Consider the following 19376-nt stretch of genomic DNA (forward strand, 5'->3'; position numbering starts at 1 on the left):
TCAGCCGGCGGGGGTGAGCATCCCGGCGCCGACCGTGGCGTTGGTCGCCTCGTCGATCAGGATGAACCGGCCGGTCGCGCGGTTCCGGGTGTAGTCGTCGACGAACAGCGGCTGGGTGGCGCGCAGCCGCACCCGGCCGATGTCGTTGAGCCCGAGCTCGGTGGCGTCGGGGTCGCGGTGCAGCGTGTTGACGTCGAGCCGGTACGCGAGCTCCTTGACCATCCCGCGCACGGTCCGGGTGGTGTGCTTGATCGCCAGCCGCTGCCGGGGGCGGAGCGGCTCGTCGGCCATCCAGCACACCAGCGCGTCGACGTCCTGGGTGGCCTGCGGGGCGTTGGCCGGCCGGCAGATGAGGTCGCCCCGGGAGACGTCGACGTCGTCGGCGAGCCGGACGGTGACCGCCATGGGCGGGAACGCCTCGTCGACCGGCCCGCGGGGGCCGTCGATGCCGGCGATCGTCGTGGTGAGCCCGCTGGGCAGGACCTGCACCTCGTCGCCGGGGCGCAGGACGCCGCTGGCGACGGTGCCCGCGTAGCCGCGGTAGTCGTGGAAGGCGTCGGACTGCGGCCGGATCACGTACTGCACGGGGAACCGGGTGTCGACCAGGTTGCGGTCGCTGGCCACGTGCACGTGCTCGAGGTGGTGCAGCAGCGTCGTCCCCTCGTACCAGGGGGTGTTCTGCGAGTGCGTGACGACGTTGTCGCCGTGCAGCGCCGAGATCGGGACGACGGTCAGGTCGGGCACGTTCAACTTGCTGGCGAAGGCGCTGAACTCGTCGCGGATGCCCTCGAAGACCTCCTCCGACCAGTCGACGAGGTCCATCTTGTTGACCGCGACGACGAGGTGCGGCACCCGCAGCAGCGAGGCGAGGAAGGCGTGCCGGCGGCTCTGCTCGAGCATCCCCTTGCGCGCGTCGACCAGCACGATCGCCAGGTCGGCGGTCGAGGCGCCGGTGACCATGTTCCGGGTGTACTGCACGTGGCCGGGGGTGTCGGCGAGGATGAACGTGCGCCGCGGCGTGGAGAAGTACCGGTAGGCGACGTCGATGGTGATGCCCTGCTCGCGCTCGGCGCGCAGCCCGTCGGTGAGCAGCGCCAGGTCGACGTAGTCGCCCTTGCTGGCGCGCTCGACCGCCTCGTACTGGTCCTCGAAGATCGCCTTGCTGTCGTAGAGCAGCCGGCCGATCAGCGTGCTCTTGCCGTCGTCGACGGACCCGGCGGTGGCGATCCGCAGGATGTCCTTGCGGGCGAGGGCGACGTCGTGTGCGTGCTCTGCTTCCGGGGAGTGCAGTGGAACGGCCGTGGGGAGGGACGGGTGGGTGCTCATCAGAAATAGCCCTCCTTCTTCCGGTCCTCCATGGCGGCGTCGCTGACCTTGTCGTCGCCGCGGGTGGCGCCGCGCTCGGTCATGCGGGTCACCGCGATCTCGGCGATGACGTCCTCGACGGTGGTCGCCTCGGACAGCACCGCCGCGGTCAGGTTCGCGTCGCCGACGGTGCGGTAGCGCACGGTCTCCTTGCGGACCTGCTCACCGTCCTTGGGGCGGATGAACTCGTTGACCGCGTAGAGCATCCCCTGCCGCTCGACGACCTCCCGCTCCTGCGCGAGGTACAGCGGCGGGATCTCGATCTCCTCGCGGAGGATGTACTGCCAGATGTCGAGCTCGGTCCAGTTGGACAGCGGGAAGACGCGGATCGACTCGCCGAGGTGGATCCGGCCGTTGTAGAGGTCCCAGAGCTCGGGCCGCTGGTTCTTCGGGTCCCACTGGCCGAACTCGTCGCGGAAGGAGAACACCCGCTCCTTGGCGCGGGCCTTGTCCTCGTCGCGCCGTGCGCCACCGAACAGCGCGGTGAAGCCGTGCTCCTCGACGGCGTCGAGCAGGACCGGCGTCTGGATCCGGTTGCGGGAGCCGTTGGGCTCCTCCTTGACCGTGCCGGCGGCGATCGCGTCCGGGACGGAGGCGACGATCAGCTGGACGCCGAGCTCGGCGACCCGCTTGTCGCGGAACTCCAGCACGTCGGGGAAATTCAGGCCGGTGTCGACGTGCATGACCGGGAACGGGATGCGCGCCGGGGCGAAGGCCTTGCGGGCCAGCTCCAGCATGACGATCGAGTCCTTGCCGCCGGAGAAGAGCAGCACCGGGCGTTCGAGCTCGGCGACGACCTCCCGGATGACGTGGATGGACTCGGCCTCCAGCGTCTCCAGCTGGCTCAGCCGGTAGTCGGGCGTGCTCATGCGCTCAGGCTCCGGGAGTTCGACATCAGGACGAGCAACCGCATGCGATTGGTGCGGATTCCCGTCCAGTGTCCGCTATCGCGCGGCGCGCACCGCAGCCAGGACCCGCTCGGTCAGCTCCGGGCGGCAGACGACGAGGTCGGGCAGGGAGGGATCGGGCTCGTTGTAGACGAGCGGGGAGCCGTCCAGCCGGCAGGTGGTGAGCCCCGCCGCCGCGGCGATCGCGACCGGAGCGGCGGAGTCCCACTGGTACATGCCACCGGCGTGGACGTAGGCGTCGACCTCGCCCCGGACGACGGCGACGGTCTTGTAGCCGGCGGACCCGAGCGGCACCAGGACGCCGTCCAGCGCGGCGGCGACCGCGTCGGCCTCCGCGGGCGGGCGGGTGCGGCTCACGGCGATCCGGACCGGTCCGTCCGCCCGTGCGGGGACCGCGGGCGCCGGCTCGGTCAGCAGCACCTCGTCCAGACCGGGGAGGGCGACGGCGGACGCCCCCAGCGCGCCTCCCGACCAGAGCGCGACGTGCACCGCCCAGTCGTGCCGGCCCGGTTCCCCGTACTCGCGGGTGCCGTCGAGGGGGTCGACGATCCACACCCGGTCCGCGCCCAGGCGCCGCCGGTCGTCGGCGGCCTCCTCGCTGAAGACGACGTCGTCCGGGCGTTCGGTCCGCAGGACCTCCGCGATCGCCCGCTGCGCCGCGGCGTCGCCCGCGTCGCCCAGGGCTCGTCCGGACAGGTCCCCGGACCGCAGCTCCAGCAGGACGGCGCCGGCCGCCCGCGCCGCCCGGGCGGCGACATCGATGTCGGTCACGAGTTCTCGAGGGCGGTGTCGTCCAGAGCTGTGGCGTCGCCGGGCCGGCGCGGCGGCCGGTGCTGCCCGGACGCGTCGGTGATGGCGCCGAAGTACGCCTGCGCCTTCTCCGGTCGCGGCATCACGAAGACGCCTCGCGCCTCCACGAGGACGGTGTCGGGGTCGTCGGCCAGCGCGATCGTGCCCGTGATGATCGACTTCCGGCCGGACTGCTCGGCGACCCCGGCGCGCATGACCAGCCGGGTCTCCAGCGGCAGCGGCCCCCGGTAGTCGAGCTCCAGGTGCGCGGTCATTCCCCAGAGGCCGGCGGCGGCCGCGGCCGAGCCCAGCAGCTGGTCCATGAACAGCGCGCTCATGCCGCCGTGCACGAAGCTGGGCGGGCCCTCGTAGGCCACGCCGAGCGTCACCTCGGCGACGACGCCGTCGCCGTCGCGCCGGACCACCAGCGGCGGTGCCAGCGCGCTGCCGATGCCGGTCACCGGGTTGAACACGCGGCGGCCCTGCCCGACGTCGTCCAGGGCCGGCAGCTGGGAGACCGGCCGGCGGGCGACCGCGAGCCGCTCCGTCGCCTGGCGGACCAGCTCGGCCGCGGCGCGCACCTCGGCCGCGGCCACGGTCGTGGTCACCGAGATCTCGATCAGCTCGCGCAGCGCTGTCCCCAGGTCGGTCGCTGCCGCGAGCGGTTCGGCGTCGGGGATGGTCGCGCTGTCGTCCGTCGTCACGTCCGGATCGTGGCAGGGCGCTCAGCCGGGCTGCTCGCCGCCCCCGACGCGCTCGTCGTGCGGGGCCGCCTCCGCCGCGATGTCCGCCGGGCCGGAGCGGGGGAGCCGGACGGTGAACGTGGCGCCCTGACCCGGTGCGGTGGCGAGCTCGACCGAGCCCCCGTGCGCCGCCACCAGTGACGAGACGATGGCCAGGCCGAGGCCCGTGCCGCCCGCCTCGGCGGTGGTGTCCTCCCCGCGGGTGCGGGAGGCCTCCGCCCGGTAGAAGCGCTCGAACGCGCGCTCGGCGTCGGCCGGCGCCATGCCGGGGCCCTGGTCGGCGACCCGGAGCACCAGCACGTCGGGGTCGTCGGGCGCCTCGGCGACGGTGACGGTCACGGGCGCGTCCGGCGGCGTGTGGGTCAGCGCGTTGGTCACCAGGTTCCCGACCACCTGCCGCAGCCGGCCCTCGTCGCCCATGAGGACGGGGATCTCGGTCAGGGACTCGTCCACGTGCAGGCTGATCGGCCGGTCCGGCTGCACGGCCCTGGCGTCGTGGACGGCGTCGCCGGCCACCTCGGCCAGGTCGACGGGGGTGAAGGTCAGCGGGCGCTGCTGGTCGAGCCGGGCCAGGAGCAGGAGGTCCTCGACGAGCAGACCCATGCGGGCGCCCTCGGCCTCGATCCGCTGCATGAGGCGCGTGACGTCGTCCTCGCTGCGGACGGCGCCCTGCCGGTAGAGCTCGGCGAAGCCCCGGATGGACGTCAGCGGCGTGCGCAGCTCGTGGCTGGCGTCGGCGACGAAGCGGCGCATGCGGTGCTCGGAGCCGCGGGCTGCCTCCTCCGAGGCCTGCTGCAGGTGGAAGGCGGTCTCGATGCGGGCGAGCATCACGTTCAGCGCCGCCGACAGCCTGCCGACCTCGGTGCGCTCGTCGCCGGCCGGCACGCGCTGCGACAGGTCGCCGGCCGCGATGGCCCGGGCGGTCCGCTCGACCTCGGTCAGCGGGCGGAGGCTGTTGCGGACCATGACGTACCCCGCCGCGCCGAGCACGACGAGCACGGCCACCCCGACGCTCAGCTCGATCCGCACCAGGCGGGAGATCGCCTTCTGGTCGACCTCGAGGTCGCTGCCGAACAGGGCGACGTTGCCGTCCGGCAGGGTCACCGCCACCATCCGCCACGACGTGCTGCCGTCCCGCGCGCGCACGGTGAACGGTTCCGGGGCATCTGCCTCCAGGCCGTACTCGCCGGCCTTGTCGTCCACGACGTCGGCCCTGAACCGCGGGAGCGCGCCCTGGCGGTCCAGCGGGCCGGCGAAGACGAGCACCTGCCCCTCGTCGGGGACGAGGCAGCCCACGAAGTCGGTGGAGGGGTACCGGGTGCCCTCGCTGCAGAACTCGGCGGCGCGCCGCGGGTCGCCCGAGATGCTCCGGGCGTTGAGCTTCAGCTCGTCGTCCTGCTGGCCGGTGAGGTAGCCCTTGAGCAGGGACGTGGTGGCGAACCCCGTCGCGAGCAGCGCCGCGCTCAGGAGCACGAGCATGAGCGCGACGAGGGTGACCCGGAGCGGGACCCGCGGACCCCGCACGTCGGGGGGAGGAGGAGGCGTCATGCGCCCCGTGGCAGCCGGAGCGTGTACCCGACCCCCCGGATCGTGTGCAGCAGCCGCGGCTCCGTCGTGTCGATCTTGCGGCGCAGGTAGGAGATGTAGGACTCGACGACGTTCGCCTCGCCGTTGAAGTCGTAGTTCCACACGTGGTCGAGGATCTGCGCCTTCGACAGCACCCGCCCGGCGTTGGCCATCAGGTAGCGCAGCAGCTTGAACTCGGTGGGGGAGAGGCTGATCAGCGTGCCGGCCTTGATGACCTCGTGGCTCTCCTCGTCCAGTTCGATGTCGGCGAAGGTGAGCCGGGGCGCCTCGGCGGCCGCCTGCTGGGCGCCGGCGGTGCGGCGCAGCACGGCGCGGATGCGGGCGACGACCTCGTCGAGGCTGAACGGCTTGGTCACGTAGTCGTCGCCGCCCAGGGTCAGCCCGGACACCTTGTCCTCGGCTCCGTCCCGGGCGGTCAGGAACAGCACCGGGGTGTGCCGGCCCGACTGGCGCAGCCGGCGGACGACGCCGAAGCCGTCCAGCCCGGGCATCATCACGTCGAGGACGAGCAGGTCGGGGCGGAAGGACTCCGCCAGTGCGAGCGCCTGCTGGCCGTCCGCGGCGGTGGCCACCTCGAACCCGGCGTAGCGCAGGCTGGCGGACAGCAGCTCGCGGATGTTCGGCTCGTCGTCCACGACGAGGAGGCGGGCCTCCGGGGTGCTGCGGGTGGTCCCAGCAGAAGACTGCGAGGTGCCGGCCACGGGTCCTCCGGTCGGGCGAGCGGGTGCCGTCGTCATGCCACCGAGAGTGGCTCCCCCCGCTGCGTTCGGTCTGGACGCTACCTGTGAACTCCCTGGGGGAGGCTCACCCCGCGGGCGACATCGCCCGGCCGCGCCGCCAGTACCCGATCGCGTGGTGCTGGGCCCGCCCGAGCCCCCACCGACCGCGCAGGTCAGCGCGGATCGTGCGCACCGCGGCGGACTCGGCGCCCACCCAGGCGAAGACGTCGTCCCCCTCGGGGCGCTCCAGTGCCGCGACGGCGTCCGCGAGCAGCGTGCTCTCGCCGGGCGGGGTCCCGCCCCGGTGCAGCCACCGCACGGCGATGCCCGGAGGCCCGTCCAGCTGCTGCTCCTCCTCGGGCCCGGCCACCTCGAGGAGGGCGACGCCGGTCGCCGTCGGAGGCGCGGCGGCGAGCAGCCGGCTGATCGCGGGCAGCGCCGTCTCGTCCCCGGCCAGGAGCAACCAGCCGGCGGGGCGTTCGGCCAGCGAGGCCGCACCGGCGACGGCGAGCAGGGCGCCCGGCCGGGCGGCGGCCGCCCAGGTGGCCGCGGGGCCGTCGCCGTGGAGCACGAAGTCGATCTCGACCAGGCCTGCTGACGGGTCCTGGCGGCGGGCGGTGTAGCTGCGCAACGCCACCCCGTGGCTGCCCTCGGGCCAGACGATCCGGCCGTCCCGCTGGATGCGGGGCCACCGCGGCGCCGGGTCGTCGACCCGCGGCACCAGCAGGTTCACCGTCGGGCCCGCGGCGGCGACGGCCTCCGGGCTGCCGGAGAGCGTCACCCGCCGGACCGACGGGGTCACGTCCGAGACCGAGACCACCGTCAGGACGTCGACGTCGCGCAGCCCGTCGAGGGAGAGGGGGGTGGACACGGCACACCAGCGTAAAGGGGCCGACCCGGCCGACTCCGGGGGAATGGAGTCGACCGGGCCGGCGATCGAGGACGGTCCCCGGGGTCACGCTGGGTAGCGAGAACGCTCGCCGGACCAGCGCGGACGTCCATCGGGTGTCCGTCGCTGTCGACGCTACGTGACGAAAGCGCCCCTGCCATGGCCCCTAGGGGTGAGGTCGCGTCCCGAACGGGTGATCGTGCGCTCCGCCAGGGCGATGTGTGTGCGGCGGCGGCAGGGGGCAGGGCAGGGGCAGCACGGTCCGGACGCGAGAGGAGCGGTCATGGCCGACGACCTGAAGAAGGGTGACCACGTCACCTGGAACAGCCACGGGAACCGCGTGGAGGGCACCGTCGAACGGAAGATCACCGAGGAGACCGAGGCGTCCGGCCGGAAGGTGAAGGCCAGCGAGGACGAGCCGCAGTACGAGGTCAAGAGCGACAAGAGCGGCAAGACGGCGGTGCACAAGCCCGGCGCCCTGCACGAGGACTGAACCACCCGGCCCGGCGTCGTCCGGGCCTGACAGCGAGGAGACACCGTGACCGAGGCCGGAGACCAGTTCGCCGGAGCGTCCGCACGCAGCACGAAGCACAGCCCCCGCGTCGACGAGGAGCTCGAGCACGAGATCCAGGGGATGCTCAAGGCCGAGCACGCCACCCGGTCCGAGGAGTGGCGCGAGGTCGAGCCGATCGCCGAGGGCGACCCCGACATCACCGCCGACCCGGCGGGGACGCTCGTGGGCGGTGTCCCCGTCGGGATGACCGAGGACGCCGTCGTGGCCCGCGCCGAGCTGGCCCGCTGGCTGGACCGCGCGGACTTCCCGGCGACCGGCCCCGAGCTGGTCGAGGCCGCGCGCGACCACCGCGCGCCCGACGTCGTCGCCGCCGAGCTGGAGAAGCTGCCCGACGGCGAGACCTACGAGCGGATCGGCGACGTCGTCCGCGCCCTCGGCTACCCGACCGAGACCGGTCCCGGGCCGGGTGCCGAGGAGGGCTGAAGCCCCAGCGGGATCAGGCCTGGTCGGCCGCGGCTTCCCGGGCCTCGTCCTGCGCGATCTCCTCCGCACCGCGGCGGCGGAACAGGCGGGAGCCCGGGAAGCCCTTCACGATCTGCCGCATGTCCTGGACGGTGTCGACCAGGTCGTGCACATCGGTGCCCACCGTCCCGAGGGTCTCCAGCACCGGCAGGATGTCCTCGTCGAGGTGGGTCACCAGCTGCGGCAGCCGGTCGATGAGGGTGATCAGCGCGTCGACCTCGGACGGGTCGAAGGAGTCCGCGAGGCGTCGCAGGGACGGCGCGAGCGCGGTGAGCACCGGCTCGTAGTCGCTCACGAGCGGCTCGAGCCGGCCGACCAGCCCGTCGGTCCGGTCGACGATCGCGTCCGCCCGGGACGTCGTGCCGCCCACCCGCTCGATCGCGTCGTCGGCCTTCTGCTGCGTCTCCCCGACCGCCGAGATCGCGTCGTCGGCCTTCTGCTGCGTCCGGCCGACCGCCTCGATGGCGTCGTCGGCCTTCTGCTGGGTGCGCCCCACGCCCTCGATGGCGTCGTCCGCCTTCGCCTGGATGCGCTCGACGCCGTCGATCGCCTCGTCGGCGCGCGCCCGCGTGGCCTCCAGACGGGTGATCGCCCCGTCCGCGCGGTCGACGATCCCGTCGACGCGGTCGAGCAGCGTCGCCACCCGGCCCAGCAGCTCCTCCATGCGGCCGACGGCGGCCCCGACCCGGGGGACGAGGTCGAGCGCCTCGGTGAACCCGTCGCGCACCCCGCCCACGGCGTTCAGGAGGTCGGAGGGGCCGGGCACCGAGGGCAGTCTCACCGCGACCACGCTACGCAGGGAACCGGTCGCCCACTATCCGGTTGCGGACTTCCTCGCCCGTCCGGGGGCCCGCGGTGCCGCGCGTCCGGCGGTCTCCCCGCTCCCCTCCCCGTATCGTCGGGAGGAGGCTCCGTCGCGGGCCGGTGACGGGGCAGGGACGACGACGAGAAGGTGTCGACTCCGGTGGGGGACAAGCCGACGTGGGACGCGGGTGGTTCCGGCGTCCCCCGGGGCGGCCCCGGGCGCAGCCGCCGCAGCCGGGACGGCGAGCAGCCGGGGGGGCTGACCGTCGAGCAGCTCCTGTCCCGCCAGGACACCGGCGTCGGCCGCCGCCGGGCCGCCCGTCGGGTCGAGGAGCCGGTCCTCCGCGCACCCGAGGAACCGCCGCCCGCCGTCCGCGCCGGACTGCCGCCGGTCCCCGGTGCCGCGGCGCCTCCGGCCCGCCAGGGCGGCCTCCCCCCGGTCCCCGGCGCCGCCCGCCCCGCGGCCCAGCCGGCCCTCCCGCCCGTCCCTCCGGGCCCGCGCCCGCAGGTCGACTGGCACCCCGACAACCGGCCCGTCCGCCGCAGCGGCCCGATCCCCCCGCTGCCCGGCCTGTTCCCGCCGCCCGAGCCGGCGGACCGGCCCCGTGGCGCGCGCCCGGCTCGCCCGCCGGCCAGCCCCGGACGACGGCGGCTCACCCGGGCGCTGGTGGCGCTGGCCGCCGTCCTCGGCGTCGTCGTCCTCTACCACCTGGGCCTCTACTTCTACGTCGACCAGAAGATCGACCGGGTCGACGCCCTCGCCGTCGACGGCCCGGAGATCCTCGCGCCGCAGCTGCAGGCCGGTGACGAGACCTACCTCGTGGTCGGCAGCGGGGTGCCGGGTCAGACCGGGACGGCGTCGGTCGCCGCGCTGCTCGCCTCCGTCTCCTCGGAGGGCGATCGGGCGGTCCTCGTGAGCTTCCCGCCGACGGCGCTGGTGGACACCCCGGCGTGCCGGACGCCCGACGGCGATCTGCGCAGCCCCGCCACGGAGGCGTTCGCGAGCTCGCTGCTCGAAGGCGGCCCCAGCTGCATGGTGCGGGCGGTCCAGCAGCTCTCCGGCCTGCGCGTCGACCACTACCTCGGCGTCGACCTCGCCGATCTCCCCGGCATGGTCGACGCCCTGGGCGGGGTACCGGTCTGCGTCGTCCCCTCCCAGGCCACGGCGGCCGCGGCCGCGCCGCTCCCGGCCGGCTACTCGGAGGTCTCGGGCGAGGACGCGGCCGGTTACCTGCAGCCGGGCGACAGCGGCGCCGACGTCACCGGGACGGCGGTCGCCGAGCGCGCCCAGCGGCTGCTGACCTCCACGCTGCGCGCGGCGATGTCGACCAGCACCCTGGTCGACCCGCTGACCCTGAACCGCTTCCTCAACCGCGCGGCCGAGGCGCTGACAGTCGACGAGCAGACGACGCTCGGTGACCTCCGCGGGCTGGCCGGCAGCCTCGGCGACCTGTCCGGCGACGCGGTGCAGCGGGCCGGCCTCCCGGTCGCCCAGGTCGGCTACGTGCCGGCCGGGACCGACCAGGCCTACGTGCTCCTCGACGGCAGGGGCACCCGGTCGCTGTTCGACGCCGTCATCGAGGGCACCTCGGTGCCCGAGGAGTTCCTGATCGGCCCCGAGGAGGCGCCGCCTGCCGAGGAGCCGCCCGCCGAGGAGGCGCCGCCCGCGCCGGAGGCTCCGCCCGCGGACGCCGCGCTGACGGTGCCGCCGGCATCGATCGCCGTCGACGTCCTGAACGGGACGGCGACGACCGGGCTGGCCGCGACCGTGGCCGACCTGATGCGCGGCCAGGGCTTCGTCGTCGGCGCCGTCGGCAACGAGCCGGGGACGGTCAGCGAGACCGTCGTCCGCTACGGCCCGAACGTCCTGGAGCAGGCCCGCACCGTCGCGGCGTCGGTACCGGGAGCGGTGCTGCAGCCCAGCGACTCGATCGGCGACACCGTCCAGCTGGTGATCGGGCCGGGCTACTCGACCGTCGTCCCGGTGACCGTGGGCGCCGCCCCCGAGGCGCCGGCAGCGGACACGATGCCAACCCCGGCGGCCGGACCGGAGCAGACCCCCGTCAGCTGCTGACGCAGCTGTTCACCCCGCGGTCGCTCCGCAGCCACGAGAACGGGGTAGGGGAGGGGCATGTCGATGATGCCGCCGCCCTTCAGCGCAGATCCCGCGGACGAGGGGATCCCCGCCGCGGACCCGGGCCGGGGTGCTCCCGAGCCGGCCCCGGGGTTCGGCGTCGGCGGCGAGGAGCCCGACGTGGCACCCGGATCCGACGACGGCGAAGGGCGGCCCGCCCGAGGCGAACCGCCCTTCCGCACCCCCGACCCCGACGAGGTCGGGCCCGATCAGCCGAAGCGGCCGGAGATGTAGTCCTCGGTCGCCTTCTCGTCGGGGTTGCTGAAGATCTTCTCGGTCGGGTTGAACTCGATCAGCCGGCCCGGCTGCCCCACGCCGTTGAGGTTGAAGAACCCGGTGGACTCGCTCACCCGCGCCGCCTGCTGCATGTTGTGCGTGACGATGACGATGGTGAACCGCTCCTTGAGCTCGGTCATCAGGTCCTCGATGGCCAGCGTGGAGATGGGGTCCAGCGCCGAGCAGGGCTCGTCCATCAGCAGGACGTCGGGCTCGACGGCGATGGCGCGGGCGATGCACAGCCGCTGCTGCTGACCGCCGGACAGGCCCGAGCCGGGCCGGTCGAGGCGATCCTTGACCTCGTTCCAGAGGTTGGCGCCGCGCAGCGACTTCTCGACCAGGTCGTCGGTCTCGGACTTCTTCATCCGCTTGTTGTTCAGCCGGTTGCCGGCGATGACGTTGTCGTAGATCGACATCGTCGGGAACGGGTTGGGCCGCTGGAAGACCATGCCGATCTGGCGGCGCACGTTCACCGGGTCGACGTCGGCGCCGTAGAGGTCCTGGCCATCCATGACGACCTTGCCCTCCACGCGGGCGCCGGGCAGCACCTCGTGCATCCGGTTCAGCGAGCGGAGGAAGGTCGACTTCCCGCAGCCCGAGGGGCCGATCAGCGCGGTGATGCTGCGCGGCTCGATGGAGACGTTGACGCCCTCGACGGCCAGGAAGTTGCCGTAGTAGATGTTGAGGTCGGAGACCTCGATGCGCTTGGCCACGTGCGTGTCCTCCGGGTCAGTCGGTCGGTCAGCGACCGGTCTTGGGAGCGAAGAAGCGGCTGATCAGGCGGGCGACGACGTTGAGCGCCATGACCAGGATGATGAGTACGAGCGCTGCCGTCCAGGCCCGGTCGATGAACGCCTGGGTCGCGGTTCCCGGCTGGGTCAGCTGGTAGTAGGCGAACACCGGCAGGGTCGCCATGCGCCCGTCGAACGGGTTGAGGTTCGTGCCGGTGATCAGGCCGACGGTGATGAGCAGGGGCGCGGTCTCACCGACGACCCGGGCCACGGCCAGCGTGACGCCGGTGCCGAGGCCGGCGATCGCGGTCGGCAGGACGACCTTGACCACCGTGCGCCACTTGGGGACGCCCAGGGCGAAGCTGGCCTCGCGCAGCTCGTTCGGCACCAGCTTGAGGACCTCCTCGCAGGAGCGGACGACCACCGGGATCATCAGCACCGAGAGGGCCACGGCGCCCATCACGCCCGCGCGGAAGTCGTTCCCGAACAGCAGCGTGAAGAGGGCGAAGGCGAACAGGCCGGCGACGATCGACGGGATGCCCGTCATGACGTCGACGAAGAAGGTGATGCCGCGCTTGAGCCGGCCGGTGCCGTACTCGACCAGGTAGATGGCGGTCATCAGCCCGATCGGGACGGAGATCAGCGTCGCCAGGAGCGTGATGATCACCGTGCCGACGATGGCGTGGTACGCGCCGCCGCCCTCGCCGACCACCCGGAACATCGACATGGCGAAGAAGTCGCCGTCCAGCCGGGCGAGGCCCTTGTCCAGGACCGTGTAGACCAGGGACACCAGCGGGACCATCGCGATCCCGAAGGCCGTGGTCACCAGGCAGGTGACCAGCCGGTCGGTGGACTTGCGCCGTCCTTCGACGGCCCGGGAGGCGACGTAGACCGCCAGCGTCCCGAGGACCACGCCGTAGACGACGGTCGAGGTGACGGCGAAGCCGGTGAGGGCCGAGAGCCCCGCACCGAGGGCGATGCCGGCCAGGTAGAGCCCGAGCGGGGAGAAGCGGGGGAGCCGCCGCTCGACGCGGACGGGTCCCCGCGGCGCGGAGGTCTCCGGCGCGGACTGCGTGGCGGTGCTCATCAGTTGGCTCCGGAGAAGTCGGCGCGCCGGTTGACGATCCACCGGGCGATCATGTTGACCGCGAGGGTGATGACGAACAGCACCAGCCCGCTGGCGATCAGGGTGTTGACGCCCACGCCGGTGGCCTCGGGGAAGCGCAGCGCGATGTTCGACGCGATGGTCGACGGGTTCGAGTTGCTGATCAGGTTGACCGTGGCCCCGGCGCCGCCGGAGAGGATGATCGCCACGGCCATCGTCTCGCCGAGCGCGCGGCCCAGGCCCAGCATCGCGCCGGCGATGACGCCGGACTTGCCGTAGGGGAGCACCGCCATCCGGATCATCTCCCAGCGGGTCGCGCCGAGGGCGAGGGCCGCCTCGCGGTGCAGCGCCGGGGCCTGCCCGAACACCTCGCGGGCGATGGCCGAGATGATCGGAAGGATCATGACGCCGAGCACGAGCCCGACGGTCAGCATCGTGCGCCCGCTGGCCGACGCCGGGCCGGCGAAGAACGGCAGCCAGCCCAGGTGGTCCTCCGCCCAGACGTGGAAGGGCACGAGCTGCGGCGCCAGGACCGCCAGGCCCCAGAAGCCGTAGACGACGCTGGGGATGGCCGCCAGCAGGTCGATGACGTACCCCAGGACCGACGCGATGCGGCGGGGCGCGTAGTAGGTCACGTAGAGCGCGATGCCCACGGCGAGCGGCGTGGCGACCAGCAGCGCCAGGACGGCGCCGAGCAGGGTGCCGAGGATCAGCGGGCCGATGTAGCTCGCCAGCCCCTCGCCGCCGGGGATGTCCTCCGACGGGGCCGTGAGCGCCGGGATGGCCTCGCTGATCAGGAACGCGGCGACCCCGGCGAGGACGACGAGGATGAAGACGCCGGAGCCCTTGGCGCTGCCGGCGAAGATGCGGTCGCCCGGGCGGCGCACAGCGCCCTGCTTCACCGGGGGTTCGGTCGGGGCCTTCGTGGCGGTCACCGCTGCTCCGTCAGAGTCGTTCGTGGCTGGTGCTGGTGCTGGTGCCCGGTCGCGGGCGGTGCGATGGCCCGGGACGTCCGTCGGACGTCCCGGGCCATCGCGGCGTGCGGGTGTCAGGCGGCGGCGGTGATGGCGTCGACCGCGCCCTGGGCCTGCTCGCGCAGCGAGTCGGAGATCTCGGCGTTGCCGGCGTTCTCCGAGGCGGCCGCCTGGCCGTCCTCGCTGATCACGTAGTTCATGAAGGCCTTGACGTTGTCCGCGGTCTCCTGGTCGTCGTACTCGATGCAACCGATGTGGTAGCTGACCAGGACGATCGGGTACTCGCCGGAACCCTCGGTCTCGCGGTTCACCTCGATGGCGAAGTCGTACTCGCCGCGACCCTCGACGGCCGGGGAGTTCTCGACGACGGCCGCGGCGGCCTCGGCGCTGGGGGCGACGAACTCCTCGCCCACGGCGACGTTGGCGACACCCAGGTCGCCGGCGCGGCTGGCGTCGGCGTAGGTCACGGCACCGGCGGTGCTGGTGACGACCTCGACGACACCCGAGGTGCCGTTGGCGGCCTCGCCGCCCTCGAGCGGCCACACGCCGTCCGGCTCGGAGGTCCACACGTCACCGGCGGCCTGGAACAGGTAGTCGGTGAAGTTGTCCGTGGTGCCCGAGTCGTCGGCGCGGTGCACGGGGGTGATCGCCGTGTCCGGCAGGGTCGCGTCGGGGTTGTCCTCGGCGATGGCCGGGTCGTTCCACGTGGTGATGGCACCGGTGAAGATGCCGGCGATCGTCTGCGGCGTCAGGTTCAGCTCGTCGACGCCCTCGAGGTTGAAGATGACGGCGATCGGCGAGATGTAGTTCGGCAGCTCGAAGACCTCGCCACCGGCGCAGCGCTCCTGCGCCGCGGCCAGCTCCTCCTCGTCCAGCGCCGCGTCCGAGCCGGCGAAGTCGGCGGAGCCGTCGATGAACTGCTCGCGGCCCGCGCCGGAACCGGCCGGGTCGTAGCTGAACTGGACATCGGGGAACTCGCCCTGGAAGCCGGCCTGCCAGGCCTCCATGGCCGACTGCTGGCTGCTCGCGCCCGCGCCGACGAGCTCGCCGCTCAGCTCCTGCGTCGAGCCGCCGTCACCGCTCCCTCCGGCGTCCGTCTCGTTCGATGCGCCGCACGCGGTGAGCGCGAGGGTGCTGGCGAGCGCCACGGAGAGCGTGGTGGCGCGCGTCTTGGTGCTGAGCTTCAACTCAGTGCCTCTCGACATTTGCCCGGACGATTTCCGGGCAGCGTTGGACCGACGAGGGGGAAGTTAGGGAGCCGAGGTGGCCGCACACCGGTGAGTCGGTGAACGAGGGGTGAACGGCCGTCGATCCTTGGGTCGACGTGTGGCGGCCGTCATACGTCCACCGGGTGAACCGGGTCCGGAAGGGCCCCTCAGGAGGTCTCGAGCCGCCAGGAGACGTCGACGGCGGACCGGCGGAAACCGCGGCCCTCGTACAGCCGGACGGCAGCGGTGTTGCCCTCCTCCACGTAGAGGAGCACCTCCGCGAGGTCCCGGCCGCGCAGGTGGGCGAGCCCGAGGTCGGTCAGGGCGCGGCCCAGGCGCATCCCCTGTGCCTCCGGGTCGACGCCGAGCACGTAGACCTCGCCGACCGCCTCGTCGCCGGCGTCCCCCGGCGGGTGGACCTTGGTCCAGTGGGAGCCGAGCAGCTGCCCGCCGTCGTCGGGGTCGCCCCGCCACGCCATGAGGAAGCCCGCGGGGTCGAACCACGGCTCGGCCTCCCGCAGCTCCAGGTCGCCGCGGGTCATCCGCCCCTGCTCGGGGTGCCAGGCGAAGGCGCGCGCGTTGACCCGCAGCCAGGCGCCCTCGTCCCGGCCGGGGCGGAAGGGCTCCACGTGCACGTCGCCGGGCAGCTCGGGTCGCGGATCGGCCTCGACCCCGGCCAGCGGCATGCGCATCTGCAGCAGCACCCGGGCCCTGGTGAAGCCGCGCGGGGCCAGGAGCTCCGCCGAGCCCGGCAGGTCGCCGTGCGCCCAGATGCTCACCGGGTCCGGGCCGGTCAGCTCCAGCACCCGGTCGAGGAGGGCCGAGCCGAACCCGCGCCGGCGCAGCCGAGGGTGCACGACCAGCTCCGCGACGCCGTCGTCCAGCCGGGCGTAGCCCGCCAGCTCGCCGTCGGCGGTGCGGACGGCCAGGTCGTGCCCGCCGGGGGAGCCGTGCCGCAGCCGCAGCCGGGCGTCCTCGGACAGCGGCTGGACGCCGTCGGCCGCGGCTGCCGCGTCCAGCAGGCCGAGGACCTCGGGGACGTCGACGGGATCGCTCACCCCGTCATCAGACCAGCTCGGCGTCGGCCCTGTCGTCGGAGGTGGCCGCCTGGGCCGCCTTCGCCGTCGCGTCCGCCACCTGCTGGTCGAGCTTGTAGCCGACGTTGCGGACGGTGCCGATCAGGGCCTCGTGCTCCGTGCCCAGCTTGGCGCGCAGGCGTCGCACGTGGACGTCGACGGTGCGGGTGCCGCCGAAGTAGTCGTAGCCCCAGATCTCCTGCAGCAGCTGGGCGCGGGAGAAGACCCGGCCCGGGTGCTGGGCGAGGTACTTGAGGAGCTCGAACTCCTTGTACGTGAGGTCGAGCGGGCGGCCGCGCAGCTTCGCCGAGTAGCTGTGCTCGTCGATGACGAGCTCGCCGGCCTGGGTGACGCCACCGTCGCCGCCGTCGGCCGGCGTGCTGGCGGCCAGCCGGCGGGCGGTCGCCCACTTCAGGCGGGCGTCGACCTCGGCCGGGCCGGCGGTGTCGAGCAGGACGTCGTCGATGCCCCAGTCGGCCGAGAGCGCGACGAGGCCACCCTCGGAGAGGACCGCGACGAGGGAGGCGGCAACGCCGGTGGAGGAGAGCAGGCCGCAGAGCGTGCGTGCCTGGATGAGGTCGTGGCGGGCGTCGACGAGGACGACGTCACCGGAGTCGCCGTCCAGCAGGCTGGAGAGCTCGGGGGCGACCACGCGCACCTGGTGGGCCAGCAGCCCGAGGGCGGGCAGCACCTCGGTCGTCGCCTGACGCGCGGCGGTCATGAGCACGAGTCGCATGTCGTCTCCTCACGGTGCCGTGGGACGACGGCCGCCGTCCCCGGACCTCCGACGCCGCTGTCGAGGTGAGAGGGCAGGATAGCTGACGGAACCGCGGTCGGGCCCGGTGCAGCGGATTTCCCACCCGTCCGCTCGTCGGACGGAGCGCGGGGCGCGCTTCTGCGACGATCCCGGGGTGACGTCCTCGGCGATGCGGTCCGCGCTCCCCGCGCGGGTGCACCACCTCCAGCCGGCGCTGCTGACGGTGGTCGCCGTCGCCCTCGTCGCCGGGCTGCCCGAGCTGTGGGGCGACCGCGGCCGGCTGGCCGCGGTCCTGGTGCTCCAGCTCGGGCTCGTGCTGACCTGGGTGGTCGTGACCGGCATCCAGGGGTTCGCCGGGTCGCTCGCCGTCGGTGCGGCGGCGGCGGTGGCGGCCGACCTCGTCCTCGTCCTGCCGGAGAGCCCGGAGCTGGGCGACCTCCTCGTCGTCCTCGGGGTGGGCTTCCTGGTCGCCGTGGTGCAGCAGATGTTCCGCCGTCCCCGGGAGGCCCTGGTCGCCTCCCTGGCCGGCGCGGTGATGCTCCTGACCGCGGTGGCCGCCCTCGCCGCGCTCCTGCTGCTGGGCCGGACCGACGAAGGGCACGACCGCGCGCTCGTCGCCCTGCTGGCGGTCGGCGTCGCGCTGCTGGTCGGGCACCTGGTCGACCTGGTGCTGCCGCGGCCGTACCTGGCGACGGGCGTCCCCCGCGGCCTGCTCGGGCTGGTGCTCTCCGTCGTCGCCGGCGCCCTCGTGGCCTACCTGGGCCGCAACCTCGGCGGCACCGCCGGCGCGGTGCCGGCCCTGGTCCTCGGCGCGGCCCTCGCCGGTGTCACCGCCCTGGTCGCGCTCGTGGCCAGCTACGTCGTCGTGGAGGCCACCGCCGAGGAGCAACCCGCCGACCACGCCCCGCGGCTGGACCCGTCGCTGTCGCCGTGGGCGGTGTCGGTCGTCCAGGCCGTGCTGCCCTTCGCGGCGTGCGCCCCGGTGGCACTGGCGCTGCAGACGGTGCTGTGAAGGCGCTGCTCGTCGTCCTCGTCCTGGTCGTCGGCCTGCTCTTCGTGGCCGACCGGCTCACCGAGCGGTGGGCGGAGGGGTACGTCGCCGACCAGCTGGTCGAGCAGGCGGGGCTGGCCGCCGCACCCGAGGTCGACGCCCGCGGCTTCCCGTTCCTGACCCAGGCCGTCGCGGGCCGCTACGACGACGTGCACATCTCGCTCACCGCCGAGCAGCTCGGTCAGCCCGAGGGCACCCGCGCCGACGTCGTCCTGCGCGGAGTGCAGGTGCCGCTGTCGAGCATCTTCTCGGGCACCGTCCAGGAGGTGCCGGTCGAGCGCATCGACGGCACGGCGACGCTGTCCTACGAGCTCCTGTCGGCCCAGCTCGGCGGCGACACGACGCTGCGCCGGGAGGGGGACGGCCTGCGGATCACCAAGACCGTCGAGGTGCTGGGGCGGACCATCCCGCTCACCGCCGCCGGCACCGTCACGCTCGACGGGGACGCCGTGGTCGTCGATGTCGAGAACGCGTCCGGAGCCGGCATGGACGTCCCCGGGTTCCTCGTCGACCGCGTCGCCGACCTGCTCGACCTGCGGTACGCCGTGCCCGCCCTGCCGTTCGGGCTGCAGCTCACCGGCCTGACGGTCGCGGACGACGGCGTCGTGGTCCGCGTCGAGGCGACCGACACGGTCCTGCGCGCCCCGGAATAGCCCACCGGCCCGATGGGGTTGGTGCGGGGGATGAGCGGGATCGGAGCGGCCGTGCTGGTCGCCGCGCTGGCGGTGACCGCCGTCGCGGCGTGGTGGCTGCGCACGAGGAACGGGGCGGTGCGGACGATCGACGAGGTGCCCTCGAGCGGCGTGTTCAAGCGGCTCGGGGCCCGGCCCGCCGACGCCGACCTCACCGTCGTCCAGTTCTCCACCGCCTTCTGCGGACCCTGCCGCGCGACCAAGGCCCGGCTGCAGCAGCTGCAGGCCACCCGACCGGGCCTGGCGGTCGTCCAGGTCGACGCCGAGAGCCACCTCGACGAGGTGCGCGAGCTGGACGTCCGCCGCACGCCGACGCTGTTCTACCTGGACCGCGCGGGCCGCGTGATCGGCCGCAGCAGCGGCGCGCCGGCACCCGCTGAGCTCACCGCCCTGGTAGACGCCCATGTCGGGGCGACCCCGTGATCGGCTACTCTCGCGCCGTGGGCACCCTGCTGACCTCTCGCCGCACAGTCGACCTGTGCCGCGTCGGCAGCTGCCTCTGTCCGACCCCCTGAGGTCGGTCCCGACCGTC

20 protein-coding genes are annotated in these 19376 nt (G+C 73.7%); 6 read left to right on the forward strand and 14 right to left on the reverse strand.

Going from position 1 to position 19376, the window contains the following annotated elements; translation table 11 throughout:
- The 7 genes from ACI78T_RS01220 to ACI78T_RS01250 all read right to left on the reverse strand — a co-directional run bounded on the left by ACI78T_RS01220 (position 1) and on the right by ACI78T_RS01250 (position 6982).
- Positions 1 to 1326, reverse strand: a complete 1326-nt coding sequence (locus ACI78T_RS01220) for a sulfate adenylyltransferase subunit 1 (RefSeq protein WP_456556270.1) — start codon at positions 1324 to 1326, stop codon at positions 1 to 3.
- Positions 1326 to 2234: a sulfate adenylyltransferase subunit CysD gene (gene cysD, locus ACI78T_RS01225; protein WP_456556271.1), complete on the reverse strand. Its 909-nt coding sequence runs from the start codon at positions 2232 to 2234 to the stop codon at positions 1326 to 1328. Before cysD ends, ACI78T_RS01220 begins: the two co-directional genes overlap by 1 nt.
- A gap of 75 nt (positions 2235 to 2309) precedes the next feature.
- Positions 2310 to 3044 carry an inositol monophosphatase family protein gene (locus ACI78T_RS01230; protein WP_456556272.1) on the reverse strand — a complete coding sequence of 245 codons (735 nt, stop codon included), beginning with the start codon at positions 3042 to 3044 and terminating at the stop codon, positions 2310 to 2312.
- A complete protein-coding gene (locus tag ACI78T_RS01235) occupies positions 3041 to 3766 on the reverse strand; it encodes a PaaI family thioesterase (protein WP_456556273.1) in 726 nt (241 codons plus the stop codon). The genes ACI78T_RS01230 and ACI78T_RS01235 overlap by 4 nt, the downstream gene beginning before the upstream one ends.
- A 21-nt stretch (positions 3767 to 3787) precedes the next feature.
- The gene (locus tag ACI78T_RS01240; RefSeq protein WP_456556274.1) at positions 3788 to 5284 is read right to left on the reverse strand and encodes a sensor histidine kinase; all 1497 of its coding nucleotides are present in this window, start codon (positions 5282 to 5284) and stop codon (positions 3788 to 3790) included.
- Between the two features lie 65 nt (positions 5285 to 5349).
- Complete coding sequence (locus ACI78T_RS01245) at positions 5350 to 6129, reverse strand: response regulator transcription factor (protein WP_456556275.1); 780 nt, start codon at positions 6127 to 6129, stop codon at positions 5350 to 5352.
- Positions 6130 to 6196: 67 nt separating this feature from the next.
- Positions 6197 to 6982 carry a siderophore-interacting protein gene (locus ACI78T_RS01250; RefSeq protein ID WP_456556276.1) on the reverse strand — a complete coding sequence of 262 codons (786 nt, stop codon included), beginning with the start codon at positions 6980 to 6982 and terminating at the stop codon, positions 6197 to 6199.
- 301 nt (positions 6983 to 7283) lie between these two features.
- On the opposite strand from ACI78T_RS01250, the gene ACI78T_RS01255 reads away from it, so the two are divergent.
- Both ACI78T_RS01255 and ACI78T_RS01260 read left to right on the forward strand, forming a co-directional pair.
- Positions 7284 to 7493: a DUF2945 domain-containing protein gene (locus tag ACI78T_RS01255; protein WP_456556277.1), complete on the forward strand. Its 210-nt coding sequence runs from the start codon at positions 7284 to 7286 to the stop codon at positions 7491 to 7493.
- 45 nt (positions 7494 to 7538) lie between these two features.
- Positions 7539 to 7997 (forward strand): DUF2795 domain-containing protein, encoded by a 459-nt coding sequence (locus ACI78T_RS01260; protein WP_456556278.1) that lies wholly within the window; start codon positions 7539 to 7541, stop codon positions 7995 to 7997.
- Positions 7998 to 8010: 13 nt separating this feature from the next.
- Here the strand turns inward: ACI78T_RS01260 and ACI78T_RS01265 are convergent, their stop codons facing one another.
- On the reverse strand, positions 8011 to 8817 hold the full coding sequence (locus ACI78T_RS01265; RefSeq protein WP_456556279.1) for a hypothetical protein: 807 nt from the start codon (positions 8815 to 8817) through the stop codon (positions 8011 to 8013).
- Between the two features lie 183 nt (positions 8818 to 9000).
- Here ACI78T_RS01265 and ACI78T_RS01270 point away from each other — a divergent pair, with 183 nt between their 5' ends.
- On the forward strand, positions 9001 to 10914 hold the full coding sequence (locus ACI78T_RS01270) for an LCP family protein (RefSeq protein ID WP_456556280.1): 1914 nt from the start codon (positions 9001 to 9003) through the stop codon (positions 10912 to 10914).
- A 269-nt stretch (positions 10915 to 11183) separates the two neighbouring features.
- On the opposite strand, the gene pstB is transcribed toward ACI78T_RS01270, so the two are convergent.
- The 6 genes from pstB to ACI78T_RS01300 form a co-directional block, all read right to left on the reverse strand.
- Entirely contained in the window at positions 11184 to 11963 is a 780-nt protein-coding gene (pstB, locus tag ACI78T_RS01275; protein ID WP_456556281.1) for a phosphate ABC transporter ATP-binding protein PstB, read from the reverse strand.
- Between the two features lie 28 nt (positions 11964 to 11991).
- A complete protein-coding gene (gene pstA / locus ACI78T_RS01280) occupies positions 11992 to 13068 on the reverse strand; it encodes a phosphate ABC transporter permease PstA (RefSeq protein ID WP_456556282.1) in 1077 nt (358 codons plus the stop codon).
- A complete protein-coding gene (gene pstC, locus ACI78T_RS01285; protein ID WP_456556283.1) occupies positions 13068 to 14021 on the reverse strand; it encodes a phosphate ABC transporter permease subunit PstC in 954 nt (317 codons plus the stop codon). Before pstC ends, pstA begins: the two co-directional genes overlap by 1 nt.
- Before the next feature lie 113 nt (positions 14022 to 14134).
- The gene (gene pstS, locus ACI78T_RS01290) at positions 14135 to 15247 is read right to left on the reverse strand and encodes a phosphate ABC transporter substrate-binding protein PstS (protein WP_456556284.1); all 1113 of its coding nucleotides are present in this window, start codon (positions 15245 to 15247) and stop codon (positions 14135 to 14137) included.
- A 188-nt stretch (positions 15248 to 15435) separates the two neighbouring features.
- Entirely contained in the window at positions 15436 to 16326 is an 891-nt protein-coding gene (mshD, locus tag ACI78T_RS01295) for a mycothiol synthase (RefSeq protein WP_456556285.1), read from the reverse strand.
- Between the two features lie 7 nt (positions 16327 to 16333).
- Positions 16334 to 17080, reverse strand: a complete 747-nt coding sequence (locus tag ACI78T_RS01300; protein ID WP_456556286.1) for a winged helix-turn-helix domain-containing protein — start codon at positions 17078 to 17080, stop codon at positions 16334 to 16336.
- Between the two features lie 175 nt (positions 17081 to 17255).
- On the opposite strand from ACI78T_RS01300, the gene ACI78T_RS01305 reads away from it, so the two are divergent.
- Genes ACI78T_RS01305 through ACI78T_RS01315 form a run of 3 tightly spaced genes read left to right on the forward strand, consistent with a single transcriptional unit; the run spans position 17256 to position 19267 of the window.
- Entirely contained in the window at positions 17256 to 18113 is an 858-nt protein-coding gene (locus tag ACI78T_RS01305; RefSeq protein ID WP_456556287.1) for a hypothetical protein, read from the forward strand.
- A complete protein-coding gene (locus ACI78T_RS01310) occupies positions 18110 to 18805 on the forward strand; it encodes an LmeA family phospholipid-binding protein (protein ID WP_456556288.1) in 696 nt (231 codons plus the stop codon). Before ACI78T_RS01305 ends, ACI78T_RS01310 begins: the two co-directional genes overlap by 4 nt.
- A 30-nt stretch (positions 18806 to 18835) precedes the next feature.
- The gene (locus ACI78T_RS01315; RefSeq protein ID WP_456556289.1) at positions 18836 to 19267 is read left to right on the forward strand and encodes a TlpA family protein disulfide reductase; all 432 of its coding nucleotides are present in this window, start codon (positions 18836 to 18838) and stop codon (positions 19265 to 19267) included.
- Positions 19268 to 19376 lie beyond the last annotated feature (109 nt).

The organism is Blastococcus sp. SYSU D00922 (genome assembly GCF_054050495.1).

Excerpts from the sequence above, each read along its gene's own strand:
- ACI78T_RS01220 (WP_456556270.1), bottom strand. The coding sequence starts at position 1,326 with ATGAGCACCCACCCGTCCCTCCCCACGGCCGTTCCACTGCACTCCCCG.
- cysD (WP_456556271.1), bottom strand. The coding sequence starts at position 2,234 with ATGAGCACGCCCGACTACCGGCTGAGCCAGCTGGAGACGCTGGAGGCC.
- ACI78T_RS01240 (WP_456556274.1), bottom strand. The coding sequence starts at position 5,284 with ATGCTCGTGCTCCTGAGCGCGGCGCTGCTCGCGACGGGGTTCGCCACC.
- ACI78T_RS01245 (WP_456556275.1), bottom strand. The coding sequence starts at position 6,129 with ATGACGACGGCACCCGCTCGCCCGACCGGAGGACCCGTGGCCGGCACC.
- ACI78T_RS01255 (WP_456556277.1), top strand. The coding sequence starts at position 7,284 with ATGGCCGACGACCTGAAGAAGGGTGACCACGTCACCTGGAACAGCCAC.
- pstA (WP_456556282.1), bottom strand. The coding sequence starts at position 13,068 with ATGAGCACCGCCACGCAGTCCGCGCCGGAGACCTCCGCGCCGCGGGGA.
- ACI78T_RS01300 (WP_456556286.1), bottom strand. The coding sequence starts at position 17,080 with ATGCGACTCGTGCTCATGACCGCCGCGCGTCAGGCGACGACCGAGGTG.
- ACI78T_RS01315 (WP_456556289.1), top strand. The coding sequence starts at position 18,836 with ATGAGCGGGATCGGAGCGGCCGTGCTGGTCGCCGCGCTGGCGGTGACC.